At 69.2% G+C, this 17,503-nt stretch carries 13 protein-coding genes; 4 read left to right on the plus strand and 9 right to left on the minus strand.

Annotated elements, in window-relative coordinates; all coding sequences use genetic code 11:
* The first annotated feature begins 149 nt into the window (after positions 1-149).
* The 3 genes from ACFVDO_RS02640 to ACFVDO_RS02650 all read left to right on the plus strand — a co-directional run bounded on the left by ACFVDO_RS02640 (position 150) and on the right by ACFVDO_RS02650 (position 5,775).
* Positions 150-1,523, plus strand: coding sequence for a hypothetical protein (locus tag ACFVDO_RS02640; protein WP_378857094.1), 1,374 nt, complete (start codon positions 150-152; stop codon positions 1,521-1,523).
* Positions 1,520-3,205: a SulP family inorganic anion transporter gene (locus ACFVDO_RS02645; RefSeq protein WP_378857092.1), complete on the plus strand. Its 1,686-nt coding sequence runs from the start codon at positions 1,520-1,522 to the stop codon at positions 3,203-3,205. Before ACFVDO_RS02640 ends, ACFVDO_RS02645 begins: the two co-directional genes overlap by 4 nt.
* A gap of 101 nt (positions 3,206-3,306) precedes the next feature.
* Positions 3,307-5,775, plus strand: a complete 2,469-nt coding sequence (locus ACFVDO_RS02650; protein WP_378886826.1) for a LuxR C-terminal-related transcriptional regulator — start codon at positions 3,307-3,309, stop codon at positions 5,773-5,775.
* Between the two features lie 28 nt (positions 5,776-5,803).
* Here ACFVDO_RS02650 and ACFVDO_RS02655 read toward each other — a convergent pair whose 3' ends face one another.
* From ACFVDO_RS02655 to ACFVDO_RS02670, 4 genes are all read right to left on the minus strand, one after another.
* Positions 5,804-6,142: an SHOCT domain-containing protein gene (locus ACFVDO_RS02655; protein WP_378857088.1), complete on the minus strand. Its 339-nt coding sequence runs from the start codon at positions 6,140-6,142 to the stop codon at positions 5,804-5,806.
* 23 nt (positions 6,143-6,165) lie between these two features.
* Entirely contained in the window at positions 6,166-6,609 is a 444-nt protein-coding gene (locus ACFVDO_RS02660; RefSeq protein WP_378857086.1) for a DUF6325 family protein, read from the minus strand.
* Between the two features lie 63 nt (positions 6,610-6,672).
* Positions 6,673-7,770: a VIT1/CCC1 family protein gene (locus tag ACFVDO_RS02665; RefSeq protein WP_378857084.1), complete on the minus strand. Its 1,098-nt coding sequence runs from the start codon at positions 7,768-7,770 to the stop codon at positions 6,673-6,675.
* Positions 7,771-7,907: 137 nt separating this feature from the next.
* A complete protein-coding gene (locus ACFVDO_RS02670) occupies positions 7,908-9,650 on the minus strand; it encodes a DEAD/DEAH box helicase (protein WP_378857081.1) in 1,743 nt (580 codons plus the stop codon).
* Between the two features lie 104 nt (positions 9,651-9,754).
* Between ACFVDO_RS02670 and ACFVDO_RS02675 the strand changes: the two genes are divergently transcribed.
* Entirely contained in the window at positions 9,755-10,588 is an 834-nt protein-coding gene (locus ACFVDO_RS02675; RefSeq protein ID WP_378857079.1) for an SGNH/GDSL hydrolase family protein, read from the plus strand.
* Between the two features lie 36 nt (positions 10,589-10,624).
* Here the strand turns inward: ACFVDO_RS02675 and dxs are convergent, their stop codons facing one another.
* The 5 genes from dxs to dut form a co-directional block, all read right to left on the minus strand.
* The gene (gene dxs / locus ACFVDO_RS02680; protein WP_378857077.1) at positions 10,625-12,571 is read right to left on the minus strand and encodes a 1-deoxy-D-xylulose-5-phosphate synthase; all 1,947 of its coding nucleotides are present in this window, start codon (positions 12,569-12,571) and stop codon (positions 10,625-10,627) included.
* A 138-nt stretch (positions 12,572-12,709) separates the two neighbouring features.
* Positions 12,710-15,544, minus strand: a complete 2,835-nt coding sequence (acnA, locus tag ACFVDO_RS02685; RefSeq protein ID WP_378859664.1) for an aconitate hydratase AcnA — start codon at positions 15,542-15,544, stop codon at positions 12,710-12,712.
* Positions 15,545-15,700: 156 nt separating this feature from the next.
* Positions 15,701-16,450, minus strand: a complete 750-nt coding sequence (locus ACFVDO_RS02690; protein ID WP_378859663.1) for a DUF3159 domain-containing protein — start codon at positions 16,448-16,450, stop codon at positions 15,701-15,703.
* A complete protein-coding gene (locus tag ACFVDO_RS02695) occupies positions 16,447-17,049 on the minus strand; it encodes a DUF3710 domain-containing protein (protein ID WP_378859662.1) in 603 nt (200 codons plus the stop codon). The genes ACFVDO_RS02690 and ACFVDO_RS02695 overlap by 4 nt, the downstream gene beginning before the upstream one ends.
* Positions 17,046-17,492 (minus strand): dUTP diphosphatase, encoded by a 447-nt coding sequence (gene dut / locus ACFVDO_RS02700; RefSeq protein WP_378859661.1) that lies wholly within the window; start codon positions 17,490-17,492, stop codon positions 17,046-17,048. Before dut ends, ACFVDO_RS02695 begins: the two co-directional genes overlap by 4 nt.
* Positions 17,493-17,503 lie beyond the last annotated feature (11 nt).

A 17,503-nucleotide genomic window follows, 5' to 3' on the forward strand; every position in this document is an offset into this window, starting at 1 on the left:
GCGGGCACGAACCGAGGCTGCACCCCGGGCGCGCCTCGCCGACACGGTCACCCTTCCGGGATGAACCTCTTCTGCCGGTGCGTGTCACTCCGGCAGGATGGGCCTGTACCGGCGGAGCGCCGTCGGAACCAGGACACGGGAGGGTTCGCATGGCTGGCAAGGACGAGCTGGAGGATCTGCGCCGCCGCGTGGCGGAGCTCGAAGCCGAGAACGACGGGCTGCGCTCCGAGGCCCCCGTCGCGAAGAAGCGCCGCAACCCGACCCGCAGCATCCTCTCGGCGGTGGCGCTGGTACTCGCCATCCTCCTCGCGCCGGTCGCCGTGCTCGGCACCTGGGCGCGCCTCGAGCTGGTGGACACCGACCGTTTCGTCGCCACCTTCGCGCCGCTCGCGGACAGTCCGCAGGTCCAGTCGTACGTCTCGGACCAGATCGTCACGGCCATCGACGACAACGTCGACATCGACGGCATGGTCGCCGATCTGGCCGACGGGCTGAAGGGACTCGACCTGCCCCCGCGGGCGCAGAATGCGATCGGGCTGCTCACCGCCCCCGCCGCTGACGGCATCCGCGGACTGATCAACTCCACCGTGGACAAGCTCGTGGCATCCCCCGCGTTCGCCGATGTCTGGGAAGCAGCGCTGAGGCAGACCCACTCGCGTGCGATCGCGATCATCCAGGGACAGCCTGGCACCGCCATCACGCTGTCCGACGACGGCACGCTCTCCATCCAGCTGGACACCGTGATCGAGAAGGTCAAGGCGCAGCTGATCGAGAACGGGTTCGGGTTCGCCTCCTCCATCCCGGTCATCCACAAGTCCATTCCGCTGGTGACGGCGGACGCGTTCGTGCTGGTGCGCACGGTGTACCAGGTGGCGATCGCGGCCGGCTACTGGCTGCCGTGGGTCGCACTGGCGCTGGCCGCGGCCGGCATCGCGCTGGCCCGCAACCGCTCTCGCGCGCTGCTCTGGACCGGTATCGGCCTGGTGGCATCGTTCCTGCTGCTGGCCGCCGGACTCGGCATCGGCAAGATGTTCTTCATGGGCACGGTCAGCCCGTCGATCATGCCCTCCGCGACAGCGGAGGTGCTCTTCGACCAGATCACGGAGATGATGCACTCCGTTATCGCCGCGCTGGTGCTGCTGTCCGCCTTCGTCGTGATCGGCGCCTGGATCACCGGGCGCTCCCGCCCGGCGACCGCGCTGCGCACCTCGGGCAACGCCATGTTCGCTAAGGCTCGCGAGAGCGCCGACCGCAGCGGCCTGAACACCAAGGGATTCGGCACGGCACTGGACCGTTGGCGTCCGGCGATCATCGTGATCGTCATCGCGCTGGCCGTGTTCATCCTGTTCATGACCCGACCGGTGAGCGTCGCGTCCGTCGTCTGGACCGTCGTCGGGGTGCTGGTCGCGCTGCTCGTGCTGGAGGTGCTGCGCCGGCCCGTGGGCACCTTGCCGGCGGAGGCACAGCCCGATGAGGATGCAGAGGTCGCCGAGACGACGAAGGAAGCGGAAGCCGTGCGGTGACGCTCAGGAGCTCGGTCAGGCGCTGGCTCGGTCGCTTCGGCGACCGCAGCACTGTCGGCGGTGACCTCCGTGCCGGCATCGTCCTCGGGGTCGAGAGCGTTCCGGACGGGCTCGCCGCGGGCGTGCTCGCCGGGGTCAGCCCGCTCTACGGACTGTACGGCTACATGCTGGGCACGCTGGGCGGTGCGCTCACGACCGGCTCGCTGTTCATGGCTGTCCAGTCGACCGGGGCGATGGCAGTGATCATCGGCGATGTGCCGGAGGTGCGGGGCGACGACAGCGCCGGTGCGATGGCGATGCTCACGCTCATCGCCGGCGTCGTGATGCTCGGGCTCGGCATCGCCCGCCTCGGCAGCCTGGTGCGCTTCATTCCCACTGCGGTGCTGATCGGCTTCATGAACGCCGTCGCGATCAACATCATCCTCGGTCAGCTCGACAACATCACCGGGTTCGACAGCACCGGCGCGAATCGCATCATGAGGCTGTTCGACACAGTGCTGTCGATCCCCCAGTTCAGCTGGCCCACCGTGCTGGTGGGGGTCATCACGATCGCGCTGATCCTGCTGCTCGAGCGCACGCCGCTGGGTGCGCTCGCACTCGTCGTGGCCGTGATCGCGGGGTCGGCGCTCACTCTGCTCCTGCCGGGCGGCAGCGTCGCGACGATCGGTGACATCGCCGAAGTCACCCGTTCGCTCCCCACGCCCGTCCTGCCGGATCTCAGCCTGTTCGGAGCGCTGATCGTGCCCGGCGTCTCGATCGCACTGGTCGGCCTGGTCCAGGGCGCCGCGATCTCCGGCGCGATCCCGAATCCCGACGGGAAGTACCCGGACGCCTCTGCGGACTTCCGCGGACAGGGCGTCGCCAACATCGTCTCCGGGCTGCTTCGGGGAATGCCGGTCGGCGGCTCCTCGTCGGCGACGGCGCTGGTGCGCTCGGCCGGCGCGAAGACCGCCCTGGCGAACCTGATCGCCGGCGTGGTGATGATCATCACGCTCCTCACGTTCGGGCCGCTGATCGAGTACATCGCGATGCCCGCATTGGCAGGTCTGCTGATCCTGGTGGGCGTGCGCACTCTCAAGATCCACCAGGTGCTGATGGTGCTGCGAACCGGTCCGACGCAGGCGACGGTCTTCGCGGTCACCTTCTTGCTGACCCTGCTCATCCCCCTGCAGTACGCGGTGCTCGCCGGCGTCGGCCTGTCGATCGTGCTGCATATCGCCCGCCAGTCCAACCGGGTGCGCATCGTGCGCTGGCAGTTCGATGATCCCGGCGGGCATCCGCTCGAGGTCGCGCCCCCCGCAGTCGTGCCCCACGATGAGACCGTCATCCTCTCCCCCTACGGCAGCCTGTTCTTCGCCTCCGCGCAGTCGTTCCGCGACCAGTTGCCGACTCCCACCGGTGCGTCTGCAGGCGCGACGGTGATCATCCGCCTGCGAGGGTCCGAGGAGCTCGGGGTGACCTTCCTCACGATGGTGCGGGACTACGCAGACGAGCTCGAAGCACACGACGCCACCCTGATGCTCGTCGGCGTCGGGAAGCGCCTGCAGGATCAGCTGGACGCCACAGGCGTCGGTGCGCGCGTCGGTGGGGGCAACATCATCCCCGTACGACCGCGAGTGGGCGACTCGCTCGCCGAGGCCCTGGCGATCGTCGCGTCGAGGAACGGCGGCGGCGCCCGATAAAATCGGGGACGATGGCTCCCCCAGTCGCATCGCTGCGCGCATATCGCTTCCGCCCGCCCTCCCCCCAGAGCGGACATCTCGCGCGCCCTCGGTTGACAGCGATGCTGGACGCGATGTCGGCATCCCATCCGACGACGATGGTGATCGCACCGAGCGGGTACGGCAAGACATCGGCGGTGGCTGAGTGGGCGGCGACGCACGACGGGAACGTCGCATGGCTGACGCTCGGACCGTTCGACGCCGACGGCAGGAACCTCGGGGCGAGCGCCGTACTCGCCCTGCAGGCGCTGGCGCGCTCCACCGCCCGCCGGGATCTGGCCCGGCTGCTGACATTCGATGCGGCGGAGCTGGCGCCCGCGGCATCCTTCGACATGCTCACCGAGGCGCTGGTCGACGTCGATGAGCCGATCCGCCTGGTGATCGACGACGCCCATCGCGCCGAGGACGAACTGGGCGAGGGCCTGCTCGGCGCGCTTCTCGAGGGGGCCTGCGATGCGCTGCGCATCGTCGTCGTCGGCACCAGCTACGTCGAGATCGCTCTGAGCCGTCTGGTGCTGCAGTCGCCCGACGCGGTGATCCGCGCGCGCGATCTCGCCTTCGACATGGGAGAGGTCGAAGGGCTTCGTGCGGAGCAGCGGCATCCGTTCACGGCTGAGGCGATCCTGGAGCAGACCGGCGGATGGCCGATCGCCGTGCGCGCCGTGCAGCTGGCGAAGGCCCGCCCCGATGACATCGCACACAGTCAGGACTCCGTACTGCGTCGTTACATCGACGTCCATGTGCTCGGAGGCCTCCCCGATGACATCGAACTGTTCGTGCGCAGCACGGCGCTGTGCTCCACGCTCACCCCGGAGCTCGCGGCGAGCATCACCGGTGAGCCGGATGCCGGTCGGCTGCTCGAGCGCTGCGTGCAGATGGGCCTGTTCCTCGATCGCTTCGAGACCGGGACGGGGCCTCTCTACCGCTGGCACGACGTCCTCTCGCATCAGTGCGAGCGGATCCTGGAGCAGCGCGATCCGGAGCGGCGTCGTGAGATCCTTCGCGCGGCGGCGACGCATCTGTCCGCGGAGGACCCGCTCGCGGCCGCCCGCTACTGGATCCGGGCCGGCGACACGGATGCCGCAGTACAGACGATCCTGGCGGGCTGGACGCGACTCGTCGTCGGCTCCGAGGCCGGTTCCCTCGATCGCTGGTGTGCGTCGCTGCCACTTCCCCACGCGGACGACCCTCGAATCCTGATGATCAGGGCGTGCGCTCAGGACGTGATCGGCCACCACGATGTCGCGATGATGCTCGCGGTACGCGCCGACGCCCGCGCCGCGGAGCAGGACGCCATCCCCGGATTCGAGGATCTGAGAGCCCGTGCCCGGTTGTTCCTCCTCGACGAACGCACCGAGCTCGCCTCTGCGATCGCCGCGGTGCGCTTGCAGCTGGAGTCGCCGGGCGGCGTCGTTCTCGGCGACCGCGCTGCGCTGCAGTACCTCCTCGGCTGGAGCGAGCTGCGTCATCGCACCTCCCCCGGTCTGATGGTGCAGTACTTCGCCACGGCGGCGAGCGACGCCACCGCCGCCGGCGACCACACCCTGGCGCGTCGTGCACTCGGACACCTCGCCCACGCGCTGTCCTGGGCCGGGAGGCTGCGCGAGACTGATGACGTGCTCGCCCAGCGCCTGGAGCTCATCGACGAAGGATCATGGGCCAGCTACGCCGGCGGGAGCGCGGCCACGGCCGCAGCCTTCGCCGCCTACTGGCGTGACGACCAACCGCAGGCGATCGCTGCCGCGCAGCGCGCGATCCGCAGCGGAGGAGCGGCGATCTCGTTCCCCGGTGCCGCACGCATGCTCTACGCCTTCGCCGCAGCCGCCTCGCGAGATTCCGCAGCGTGTCAGCGTGCCGCGCGGGAGGTGCAGGGGCTCCCCACCGAGACGTTGCAGGGCGTGGAGTGGCAGGCATTCCGGCACGCCTCGTTCGCCGCGCTGAACGAGGCAGCGGGTCGCCGCGAGCCGGCGCTCAAGATCGTCGCCCTGTACGAGAACGCGACGAACCTTCCGCTGATCACCGTCGTCCTCGCCGGAATCGCATCGCGCTCCGGGAACTCCCGCCAGGCTCTGCAGATGCTGCGTCGGATCGAGCCCTTCGAGTCGATCTCATATGTGCGCGTCTCGAGGTTGCTGGCCGAGGCCGTCGTCGTCTGGCGGGAGGATCGTCGCGCGCAGGCGCGTGGGCTCGTGGAGCAGGCGCTCGAGATCGCCGCTCCCGAGGACCTGCGCCGTCCGTTCGCCGCCGGTGGACTCGATGCTCGCCAGATGCTCGCCGAGCATCTGGCCTGGGACACCCCGTATGAGGCCTTCCTCACGGCGTGCCTCACACCGCGCGAGGCCGACGGCCCGCTGCAGTCCCTGTCCGATCGAGAGCGCGAGGTGTTCTCGAACCTGCGCAGCACCCGGACCATGCAGGAGATCGCCGATGCGATGGGCGTCTCCATCAACACGGTCAAGACGCATCAGCGGGCGATCTACCGCAAGCTCGGTGTCGCATCACGCCGCGAGGCGGTCAGGCTCTACGCCTGACCGCCTCGCGGTGCTGACTCGGCCTGGTTCAGCCCAGGAGCTTCGCCTTCGCCGCCGCGAACTCGTCGTCCGAGAGCACGCCGGCGCTGTGCAGATCGGCGAGTTTCAGCAGCTGCGTCGTGACGTCGACCGCCGGAGCCGCCGGAACCGCGGCGACAGGAGCCGGCGCCGCGGCTGCCTGGGCTGCCGCGGCCGCCTGCGCTGCCTGATCCAACTGCTGCTGCTGAAAGGCGGCCGCGGCCTGCTGCTGCTCGGCGGCGGCGCGCCTGTTCATCTGCCGGTTCTCCATGGCGTTCGCCGTGCCGGCGACGACCGCTGTCCGTGCCGCGAGACCGACGAGTCCCGGGCGTCCCACACGTCTGATCATGATGATGCTGCTCCTCTCTCGGACTACTCGTCCGAGGCCATTCCCACGATTGTGTTGACGACGGATGCGGGGATGCGCTCCGTCGCGATGACGACGCTGCCGTCTTCGGCGAGCTGTTCGGCGAGCTCACGCGCCCAGAGCAGTTCGAAGGCGACGACGGCGGCTGCGCCACCGGCCGGGACGCCCTCAGCGAGTTCCGCCAGGTCGTCCTCGCCGGCCAGGCCGGGCAGGTGCACGACGAGGTCCGCGAGTTCGTACGCCTCGACGTCGATCTCCTCGTACTTCACTTCGCCGCGCTCGCTCTTGGAGACCACGACGAAGTCGAGCAGGCGCACCACGCCCGCGCGGATCTGCGCGGCGAGGGCGTGCAGGAGCTCCGGAGAGGGAGACGGCGAGGCCAGGGAGATCACATTCAGCTCGACGGGGCCGTACTGCTCCGGCGAGATGGAGCCTTGATTGGTCATCATGCGCTCATGCTCGCACCTGTGCATCGGGTCCGGCCACTCGCTCATCCCGGACGGGTGAGCCGATCAGGCCGCGCCGACTCCGAAGAGCATTCCGAGCACGTAGGTCACCGCGGCTGCGCCGAACCCGATGGCCAGCTGACGCAGACCACGTCGCAGCGGCGGACCACCGGAGAGGATGCCGACCATCGCGCCTGTGCTGAGCAGTGCGATGCCGACCAGGACCAGCGCGACGACGATGGCCGTCGTTCCCTGCAGTCCGAAGATCCACGGCAGCACCGGAATGATCGCGCCTGAGGCGAACAGCAGGAAACTGGAGATCGCGGCCGTCCAGGCGCTGCCGACGATCTCGTGGTCCTCACCCGGCGAGTGCACCCCGATCGGGCCCGTCGCGGCACGGCGGGCACCGGCCTGGGCGGCGCGCACGATGCGCTCGGCGCGCTGCAGCGCCTCATCCTGATCCATGCCTCTCGCCCGGTAGACCAGCGCCAGCTCGTTCGCGTCGATGTCGAGATCGCCCGCCGCCGCATCCGCGTCGTCGTTGTCCTCCGTGGCGGCGAGCAGCTCGCGCTGCGAGCGCACCGAGACGAACTCCCCCGCGCCCATCGAGAGCGCGCCCGCGAGCAGGCCCGCGATGCCGCTGAACAGCACGAAACCGCTGCTGACCCCTGTCGCACCGATGCCGAGCACCAGCGCAAGGTTGGACACCAGGCCGTCGTTGGCGCCGAAGACTGCGGCGCGAAAGGAGCCGGACAATCGGCGACGGCCGCGCGCTGCCAGCCCCCTGACCACCTCGTGGTGCACCTTCTCGTCAGCGCGCATCGCCGGCGTGGCGTACACCTCGGTGTCGTAGGGCGACCGGGCCTCGGCGGACTGGGCGAGCGCCAGCACGAAGATCGACCCGAAGTGCTTGGCCATCCAGCCGAGCATCCGAGAGCGGGCTCCTGCGCGCGGCAGCCTCGTGGGCTCCTCCCCCAGCAGGTCGAGCCAGTGCTGCTCGTGCCGCCGCTCGGCGTCGGCGAGGGACAGCAGGATCTCCCGCTCCTCGCCGGTGCGGCGGCCGGCCAGACCCAGGTACACCGCGCCCTCCGCGCGCTCCTCGACGAGGTAGCGCGCCCAGCGCTTCCTGTCAGCGGACGTGGGCATTGGCGCGGGCGCGGTCATGGAACCTCCGGTCGAAAGGGAACACCCCACGCTATCCGCGCGGACGCCGCAGAACCGCACGGATCCGCGGATTCAGAGCATTTCGGGCCCCCGAAGCTCCGTCGTCTCGTCGCTGCGCCACGGGCTCAGGGAACCGCTCAGGAGCGGACCCTCTTGCGGAGCACCTCGATGCGCGCCTGCAGCTGAGTGACCGTCGCCTGAGCGACGGCGGGCCCGCCGCACACGCGGCGCAGTTCGGCGTGCACCGCTCCATGCGGCTCACCGCTCTGCCGCGCGTACAGGCCGACCAGGCTGTTCAGCAGCTGGCGCTGCTCGCGCAGCGTGCGGTGCAGCGGTGCTGGCAGCGTCGTGGTCACCTCTGGACCCGCCTGTGCCTCGCGGGCCTCGCGCAGCTTCGACTGGCGAGCGCTTCGCTGCATGAGCAGTTCGTGCACGTGCTCGGGTTCGAGCAGGCCGGGTAGCCCGATGAACTCCTCCTCCTCGAGAGACCCCGGTTCGGCGAGCTGGCCGAAGTCCTTGCCCTCGAACACCACCCTGTCGAAGTGCGCGATGGACGAGATCGCCTGATAACTGAACTCCTGCGTGAGCGCGTCGGACGCCTCGTCCTCGCGATTGGCGCTCTCCAGCAGCGAGTCGTCGAGACCGTCGTCATCCTTGTCCCCGCGGTCCAGAGCGTGGTCGCGCTGACGCTCCATCTCGTTCGCGAGGGTCATCAGCACTGGCACATTGGGCAGGAAGACGCTGGCGGCCTCGCCACGGCGCCGTGCCCGCACGAAACGCCCGATCGCCTGTGCGAAGAACAGCGGCGTGGACGATGAGGTGGCGTACACGCCGACCGCGAGCCGCGGCACATCGACGCCTTCCGACACCATTCGCACCGCCACCATCCAGCGACGGTCGTTCTCGCTGAACTTCTCGATCCGCTCCGAAGCCGAGGCATCGTCGGAGAGCACGATCGTGGGCTGCTCCCCCGTGATGCTGTGCAGGATCTTCGCGTAGGCGCGCGCGACTGTCTGATCGGTGGCGAGCACCAGCCCGCCGGCATCCGGCACGTGATGGCGTATCTCGGTGAGCCGGCGATCCGCCGCGGACAGCACGGCCGGCATCCACGCGCCCTCAGGGTCGAGAGCCGTGCGCCACGCTTGCGACGTGATGTCCTTGGTGTTGTCCTGCCCCAGGTGCGCCTCGAGCTCGTCGCCCGCGCTGGTGCGCCAGGTCATCTTGCCGGAGTACATGTGGAACAGCACCGGGCGCACGACGCCATCCGCCAGCGCACGGCCGTAGCCGTACCGGTAGTCGGTCACTGAGACGCGCGATCCGGACTCGTCCGGGTGGTACTCGACGAACGGGATCGGTGCGGTGTCGCTGCGGAAGGGAGTTCCGGACAGCAGCAGCCGGCGCTTTGCGGGGCCGTAGGCGTCGCGGATGGCGTCGCCCCAGCTCAGAGCGTCCCCGCCGTGATGCACCTCGTCGAGGATCACGAGCGTCTTCGCGTCCTCGGTGAGGTGCCGGTGCACCGACGACTTCGCGGCGACCTGCGCATAGGTGACGACCACGCCGTGATAGTGACGCGCCGGCGCCCAGTGGCTGTTGCGGAACCGCGGATCGAGACGGATGTGCACTCGGGCCGCGGCATCCGCCCACTGCGTCTTCAGGTGCTCGGTCGGGGCGACCACGATGACGCGGTTCACTTCGCCCATCCGCAGCAGCTCCACGGCCAGCGTCAGAGCGAAGGTCGTCTTGCCCGCACCGGGGGTCGCGGCGACCAGATAGTCGCGCTGATCGCGCTGGAAGTAGTCCTCCAGCGCCTCGCGCTGCCAGGCGCGCAGTTTGTCCGCTGTTCCCCACGGAGCACGCTGTGGGAAAGACGGGGAGAGCATTCCCTCAACGATAGTCGAGCCCGCCGACATCGCCCGCGCACCGGGTAGGCTCGCATGCGGCGCGCCCGGCATCCCGGGGCGCGCTCTGCGTGAAGGAGAGTTCGATGGTCGACCAGGAATCGTCCCGCACCCCGTACATCGCCAACGAGGGCGCTCATCCGTGGCACCGGTTCGTCGCCATCGGCGATTCGTTCACCGAGGGCATCGGCGATCCCGATCCGAGCGCGCCGGGCGGACACCGCGGCTGGGCGGACCGCACCGCGGAGGTGCTCGCCCGGCAGGTGGACGACTTCGCGTACGCGAACCTCGCGGTGCGTGGCAAGCTCATCGCGCAGATCGTGGCCGACCAGATCGAGCCCGCGGTGGCGCTGAAGCCCGACCTCATCTCGATCTGCGCGGGCGGCAACGACGTGATCCGTCCCGGCACCGACCCGGACGACATCGCGAGGCAGCTCGACGGCGCGGTCGGGCGCCTCTCCGCCAGCGGTGCGGCCGTCGTGCTGTTCACCGGGATCGACACCGGCTTCACTCCGGTGTTCCGTGCGTTCCGCGGCAAGGTCGCGATCTACAACGAGAACGTGCGCGCTATCGCCGACCGGTACGACTGCATCGTCGCCGATCAATGGGCGCTGAAGGTCGTGCAGGATCCCCGGTTCTTCGATGACGACCGCCTGCACTACAACGCGCTCGGCCACCACGAGGTCGCGCGGATGGTGCTGCGCGCTCTGAACGTGCCCAACGACCTGCAGGCGATGCAGCCCGATCCCGTGCCGGTGCGCACCTGGCGCGAGGCCCGCGCCGAGGACATCGGCTGGGCGCGCGAGCACCTGGTGCCCTGGGTGCTGCGCAGACTGCGCCACCAGTCCTCCGGCGACCACGTCGAGGCCAAGCGGCCCGAGCCCGCACCGGTGGTCCTTCCGAGCGATCCCGCCGCCTGAGCGGCGGGCAGACCGGGCCTCAGCGCAGGTTCGGCCTCAGCGGAGGTTGGGATTGAGCGGCAGCTCGATCGCGCCGGTCTCCCCGGTCTGCCGCGCCATCGGCACGCGCCTGCCGAGCACCTGCGCGACGACGTCGTGCGCGATCTTCGGCGCGGTGAGCCCCGCGTCTTCGAGGATCTGCTCCCTGGAGGCGTGATCGATGTACGCGTCCGGCACCCCGAGCTCATCGACGGCGGTGTCGACGCCGGCCTCGCGCAGCACCTGACGCACGCGTGTGCCGATGCCGCCGACGCGGATGCCGTCCTCCATCGTGATCACCAGGCGATGCCTTGCGGCGAGCTCGACGATCGACGGCTGCACCGGGATCGCCCAGCGCGGGTCGATGACCGTCGCGCCGATGCCCTGTGCACGCAGTCGCTGCGCGACATCCAGTGCCATCGAGGCGAACGGGCCGATGCCGATCAGCAGCACGTCCTCGGTCTCGTCCCGGGCCAGAACGTCGACGCCGTCGTGCAGGCGCTCGAGAGCGGGGATGTCGTCGGGCGCCGCGCCCTTCGGATACCGGATGACGGTCGGCGCATCATCGACGGCCACCGCCTCTTCCAGCACCTCCTGCAGGCGTGCGCCGTCACGCGGCGCGGCGATGCGGATGCCGGGGACGATCTGCAGCATCGACAGATCCCAGATGCCGTGATGGCTCGGTCCGTCGGGGCCGGTCACGCCCGCACGATCGAGCACGAATGTCACGCCCGCCTTGTGCAGGCCGACATCCATCAGGACCTGATCGAGCGCGCGACCCATGAACGTCGCGTAGATCGCGACAACCGGATGCAGGCCGCCGAAGGCGAGTCCGGCGGCGGAGGCCACCGCGTGCTGCTCGGCGATGCCCACGTCGTAGACCCGATCGGGGAAGCGCTCGGCGAAGGGGGCGAGTCCGGTCGGGCGCAGCATCGCCGCGGTCATCGCGATGACATCGTCATGCCGGGAGCCGACGTCGACCAGCGCGTCGGCGAACACATCGGTCCAGGCATGACCGGACGACTTCGCCAGAGAGCCGCCCGTCTTCGGGTCGATGCGCCCCACGGAGTGGAACTGGTCGGCCTCGTCGTCGAGCGCGGGCTGATAGCCGCGGCCCTTCTCGGTGATGACGTGCACGATGACCGGCGCGCCGAAGCCCTTGGCGAGCTGCAGCGTCTCCTGAAGAGCGGCGATGTCATGCCCGTCCACAGGTCCGAGGTACTTGATGTCGAGGTTGGAGTACAGCGCGGCGTTGTTCGTGAACCGGCTGAGGAATCCGTGCGTGCCGCCTCGGACGCCGCGGAACAGCGCGCGCCCGAAGGGCCCGAAAGCGCGGAACAGGCGATCCGACTTGTGGTGCAGGTCACGATAGGCCGCGGCCGTGCGGACGCGGTTCAGGTAGCGCGACATCCCACCGATCGTCGGTGCGTAGGAGCGACCGTTGTCGTTGACGACGATGACCAGGTTCCGGTCGTTGTCGTCGGAGATGTTGTTGAGCGCCTCCCAGGTCATGCCGCCGGTGAGCGCGCCGTCTCCGACAACGGCGACGACGTGCCGGTCGGCACGTCCCGTCGCGGTGAGCGCGCGTGAAACGCCGTCGGCCCAGCTCAGAGAGCTGGAGGCGTGCGAGGACTCCACGACGTCGTGCGGGCTCTCCGCGCGCTGCGGATAGCCTGCAAGTCCCCCGCGCGAGCGCAGTTCGCTGAAGTCCTGGCGGCCGGTCAGGAGCTTGTGCACGTAGGACTGATGCCCGGTGTCGAAGATGATCGGGTCGTCCGGCGATGAGAACACCCGGTGCAGGGCGATGGTCAGCTCGACGACGCCGAGATTCGGGCCCAGGTGGCCGCCGGTCCGCGCGACGTTCTCGATGAGGAAGGCGCGGATCTCGGTGGCCAGCTGGTTCAGCTGCTCAGGCGAGAGCCGATCGAGATCTCGGGGTCCGGTGATGCTCGGCAGGATCGGCATCGACGCTCCTCTTCGACTCGGTGCGACGTTCCGCGCGGTGGCGCGGACGCCTCATATTCTATCCGGCGACCTGAACGTCGGCGGGGACGGGACGGGGCCCGGACGGAGAACCGTCCGGGCCCCGCGACTGCGTGTGGATCAGACCAGCGAACGCAGCACGTACTGCAGGATGCCGCCGTTGCGGTAGTAGTCCGCCTCACCGGGGGTGTCGATACGCACCACGGCGTCGAACTCGACGACCTGCTTGCCCTCGGGCGAGAACTCGCTCGGGGTGGCCGTGACCTTGACGGTCTTCGGCGTGGTGCCCTCGTTGAGAGCGGTCAAGCCCGTGATCGAGATGATCTCGGTGCCGTCGAGGCCGAGCGACTCCCAGGTCTCACCCTGGGGGAACTGCAGCGGGACGACGCCCATTCCGATGAGGTTCGAGCGGTGGATGCGCTCGAAGCTCTCGGTGATGACCGCCTTGACGCCGAGCAGGTTCGTGCCCTTGGCCGCCCAGTCGCGCGACGAGCCGGAGCCGTACTCCTTGCCGCCGAGCACCACCAGCGGGGTGCCCTGGGCCTGGTAGTTCATGCACGCGTCGTAGATGAACGCCTGCGGACCGCCGGGCTGGGTGAAGTCGCGCGTGTAGCCGCCCTCGATCTGCTGACCGTCGTTGACGGCCTTGACCAGCGTGTTCTTCAGGCGGATGTTCGCGAATGTGCCTCGGATCATCACCTCGTGGTTGCCACGACGCGAGCCGAAGGAGTTGAAGTCCTTGCGGTCCACGCCGTGCTCGGTGAGGTACTGCGCGGCCGGCGTGCCCGGCTTGATCGCACCCGCGGGCGAGATGTGGTCGGTGGTGACCGAGTCGCCCAGAGCGGCCATCACGCGCGCGCCGGTGATGTCGGCGACCGGGGTGAGCTCCATGGTCATGCCGTCGAAGTACGGCGCCTTGCGCACGTACGTCGAGTCGTCGTCCCACTCGAAGATCGGGCCGGTCGGCGTCGGCAGGCTCGTCCAGCGCTCGTCGCCGTCGAAGACGGTGGCGTACTGGTTGATGAACTGCTCGCGCGAGATCGACGAGTCGATAATCTCCTGCACCTCTTCCGAGGTGGGCCAGATGTCCTTCAGAAAGACGTCGTTGCCCTCGGTGTCCTGCCCGAGCGCGTCGTTGTCGAAGTCGAAGTGCATCGAGCCGGCCAGCGCGTACGCAATGACCAGCGGCGGGGACGCCAGGTAGTTCATCTTCACGTCGGGGCTGATGCGGCCCTCGAAGTTGCGGTTGCCGGACAGCACGGCGGTGACGGCCAGGTCGTGCTCGTTGACGGCGGCCGAGACCTCGTCGATCAGCGGACCGGAGTTGCCGATGCAGACCGTGCAGCCGTAGCCGACGGTGTAGAAGCCCAGGCCCTCGAGGTCGGCGGTCAGGCCCGACTTCTCGTAGTAGTCGGTGACGACCTTGGAACCCGGAGCCAGAGTGGTCTTGACCCAGGGCTTCTGCTTCAGGCCCTTCTGCAGAGCCTTGCGGGCCACCAGACCGGCGGCGACCATCACGGACGGGTTCGAGGTGTTGGTGCACGAGGTGATCGCGGCCAGCGTCACGGCGCCGTTGTCGAGGATGTAGTCGTCACCGGCGGGCGAGGTGACCGGAACCGGCTTCGACGCGTTGGCGGGTGCACCGCTGTTGATATGCACCGGACGCGTGGTCACGGTCTCCTCACCGGGCACCTGGCCCGGGTCGGATGCCGGGAACGAGTGCTTCGACTCGAGATCGGCGAGCTCGTCACTGGTCGACGGCGTGGCGTAGTTCAGGATGTCCTTCTCGAACTGCTCCTTCGCCTCTGACAGCAGGATGCGGTCCTGAGGGCGCTTCGGGCCGGCGATCGAGGGCACCACGGTGCCCAGGTCCAGCTCGAGGTACTCGCTGAAGACCGGCTCGTTCGCGGCGTCGTGCCACAGGCCCTGCGCCTTGGAGTAGCTCTCGACCAGGGCGACGGCCTCGTCGGTGCGACCGGTGAGGCGCAGGTAGTCGAGGGTGACGTCGTCGACCGGGAAGATCGCGGCGGTCGAGCCGAACTCCGGCGACATGTTTCCGATGGTCGCACGGTTGGCGAGGGGAACGGATGCCACTCCGGCGCCGTAGAACTCGACGAACTTGCCGACCACGCCGTGCTTGCGCAGCTTGTCGGTGATGGTGAGCACGACGTCGGTCGCGGTGACGCCCGCGGGGATCTCGCCGGTGAGCTTGAAGCCCACCACGCGCGGGATCAGCATGGACACGGGCTGGCCGAGCATCGCGGCCTCGGCCTCGATGCCGCCGACGCCCCATCCGAGCACGCCGAGACCGTTGACCATCGTGGTGTGCGAGTCGGTGCCGACCAGCGTGTCCGGGTAGGCGCGCAGCACGCCGTCGACGGTGCGGTCGTAGATCACCTTGGCCAGGTGCTCGATGTTCACCTGGTGGACGATGCCGGTGCCCGGCGGGACGACCTTGAAGTCGTCGAACGCGGTCTGGCCCCAGCGCAGGAACTGGTAGCGCTCGCCGTTGCGCTCGTACTCGATCTCGACGTTGCGCTGCAGCGCGTTCTCGGTGCCGAAGAGGTCGGCGATGACCGAGTGGTCGATGACCATCTCGGCGGGCGAGAGCGGGTTGATCCTGCTCGGGTCGCCGCCGAGGGCGGTGACCGCCTCGCGCATGGTGGCGAGGTCGACGATGCAGGGCACACCGGTGAAGTCCTGCATGAGCACGCGTGCGGGCGTGAACTGGATCTCGGTGTTGGGCTCGGCCGTGGCATCCCACGAACCGAGAGCCTCGATCTGCGCCTTCGTCACGTTCTTGCCGTCTTCGGTGCGGAGCAGGTTCTCGAGCAGCACCTTCAGGCTGAACGGGAGCTTCTCGTGCCCGGCGACGGTGTCGATCCGGAAGATCTCGTAGTCGGTGCTGCCGACTGTCAGGGTGCTCTTCGCACCGAAGCTGTTCACCGTGGACACGTATCCGTCTCCTTCTTATGGGATGGGAGCGACAGGCGATTCCATCTTGCTCGCCGTGCACATGCCATGGCTAGCAAGGCGGGCCTTACCAGTCTGCGCCGCCGCGCGCATTGGCGGAAGCGTGAGATTTATCTTGATGTCAAGATAAATCTAGCACTATTCAGAGGTGGATTCCTCTGCCACGCCGACCGCGCGGTCCTTTGGATAGAGGGCGCGTGCGACGAGCCAGGTGACGGCGACGAGCGGGGCGAACAGCGGGAGCCCCATCACGATCTTGAGCGTGCCGAGCAGCGCGACGTCGCCTGCGAAGTACAGCGGCAGCTGCACTGCGAGGCGTGCGAAGAACACCGCAGCCCAGGCGATGCCCAGCCAGAAGAAGGTGCGCCGCTTGCGCCTGTCCTTGCGCCAGGCGAGGCCGTCACCCATCAGATACCCGACGAGCAGGCCGATCAGCGACCAGCCCACGAGCGCCGTGATCAGATAGGCGGATCCGTAGAGTGCGTTGGTGAGGAAGCCCGGGACGAAGTTGTCCTGGCCGCGCCCCGTCCACAGCGCAAGGGCAGCGGCCGCGCCGGCCGCGATCAGACCGCCGAAGGCGGCGCTCGCGGGCGAACGCTGGATCAGCCGGGTGGCCGTGAACACCGCCGCCAGGCCGACGGAGGTGACCAGCGAGATCCACAGCGGCTCGGGCCTCAGCGTGTACACGATGACGAACACCAGCCCGGGAAGGACCGATTCGACCACCCCGCGCCATCCGCCCATCGCGCGCCACACCACGTGGCCCGTGGTCGTGCTCCGGTCGGCGTCCAGGCCCATCCGACGGGCCGCGTCCCCGAAGGCCGCGCCCAGCACGTCGGACGCGGGCTCGCCCTGCTCGGCGTCGTCCGGTTCGGCGCGGTCGCTCACACCGTGCCCGGCGTCGAGGGCATCCGCAGCGGGATGAGATCGCGCGGCGGCATCGGCGATGCGCCCCGGACCACGACGATCGAGCGGAACAGGTCCTCGACCTGCTCGGCAGCCTGGGGGTCGGACGCCGCGGCTCCACCGATCACGCCGCGCAGGAACCAGCGCGGCCCGTCGACGCCGACGAAGCGGGCCAGGCGGAGGCCCGAGCCCTCTGCCGCGGTGCCGGGCACCTCGGCGAGTAGCTCCTTGCCGAGCGTGCCCTCGCGCTCTTCGGCGCGACCACCCTGCGAGCGGATCTGGTCGCGCAGCTGCACGCGAGTCTCGTCCCACAGCCCACGCGTGCGCGGGGCGGCGAACGGCTGCACCTGAAGCGAGGAGTCCGCGTAGTCGAGGCCGACGGCCACGATGCGCTTGGACTGCTCCTCGACCTCGAGGCGCAGGTTCAGGCCCTCGCGGGGCAGCACCTTGATGCCACCGAGGTCGATGTACGGGCGGACCGGGTTCGCCTCGGAGTCATCGAAGGGACCGGCCGTCGCACGGTCGGCGGGTGCGGACTTCACTGCGTCCGCGCCGTTCTCAAGCTCGTTGTTGTCAGTCATCGTTCTCCCTGGGTGTACCCGGTCGAGCCGAAGCCGCCGTCTCCGCGGACGCTCTCGGGCAGTTCGTCCATCGGGATGAAGTTCGCGCGAGTCACGGGCATGACGATCAGCTGCGCGATGCGGTCTCCGACCGCCACATCGTACGCGCTTCGGCTGTCCGTGTTGAGCAGACTCACCTTGATCTCGCCCCGGTAGCCGGCGTCGACGGTCCCCGGGGAGTTCACGACGGTGATCCCGTGCTTGGCGGCCAGGCCGCTGCGCGGCACGACGAAGGCGGCGTAGCCCTCGGGCAGCGCGATGCGCACGCCGGTGCCGATCAGGGCCCGCTCCCCCGGCTCCAGACGGATGGCCTCGGTGGAGACGAGATCGGCTCCGGCATCGCCCGGATGCGCGTAGCCGGGCGTCTGGGCGGCGATAATGGGGACGTCCACGGAATCGGTCACCTGACGAGGCT

This window comes from Microbacterium sp. NPDC057741 (assembly GCF_042798735.1).
In the GTDB taxonomy this organism is placed as follows: domain Bacteria; phylum Actinomycetota; class Actinomycetes; order Actinomycetales; family Microbacteriaceae; genus Microbacterium.

Excerpts from the sequence above, each read along its gene's own strand:
- ACFVDO_RS02640 (WP_378857094.1), top strand. The coding sequence starts at position 150 with ATGGCTGGCAAGGACGAGCTGGAGGATCTGCGCCGCCGCGTGGCGGAG.
- ACFVDO_RS02650 (WP_378886826.1), top strand. The coding sequence starts at position 3,307 with ATGCTGGACGCGATGTCGGCATCCCATCCGACGACGATGGTGATCGCA.
- ACFVDO_RS02655 (WP_378857088.1), bottom strand. The coding sequence starts at position 6,142 with ATGATCAGACGTGTGGGACGCCCGGGACTCGTCGGTCTCGCGGCACGG.
- ACFVDO_RS02660 (WP_378857086.1), bottom strand. The coding sequence starts at position 6,609 with ATGATGACCAATCAAGGCTCCATCTCGCCGGAGCAGTACGGCCCCGTC.
- ACFVDO_RS02665 (WP_378857084.1), bottom strand. The coding sequence starts at position 7,770 with ATGACCGCGCCCGCGCCAATGCCCACGTCCGCTGACAGGAAGCGCTGG.
- ACFVDO_RS02670 (WP_378857081.1), bottom strand. The coding sequence starts at position 9,650 with ATGCTCTCCCCGTCTTTCCCACAGCGTGCTCCGTGGGGAACAGCGGAC.
- ACFVDO_RS02675 (WP_378857079.1), top strand. The coding sequence starts at position 9,755 with ATGGTCGACCAGGAATCGTCCCGCACCCCGTACATCGCCAACGAGGGC.
- dxs (WP_378857077.1), bottom strand. The coding sequence starts at position 12,571 with ATGCCGATCCTGCCGAGCATCACCGGACCCCGAGATCTCGATCGGCTC.
- ACFVDO_RS02695 (WP_378859662.1), bottom strand. The coding sequence starts at position 17,049 with ATGACTGACAACAACGAGCTTGAGAACGGCGCGGACGCAGTGAAGTCC.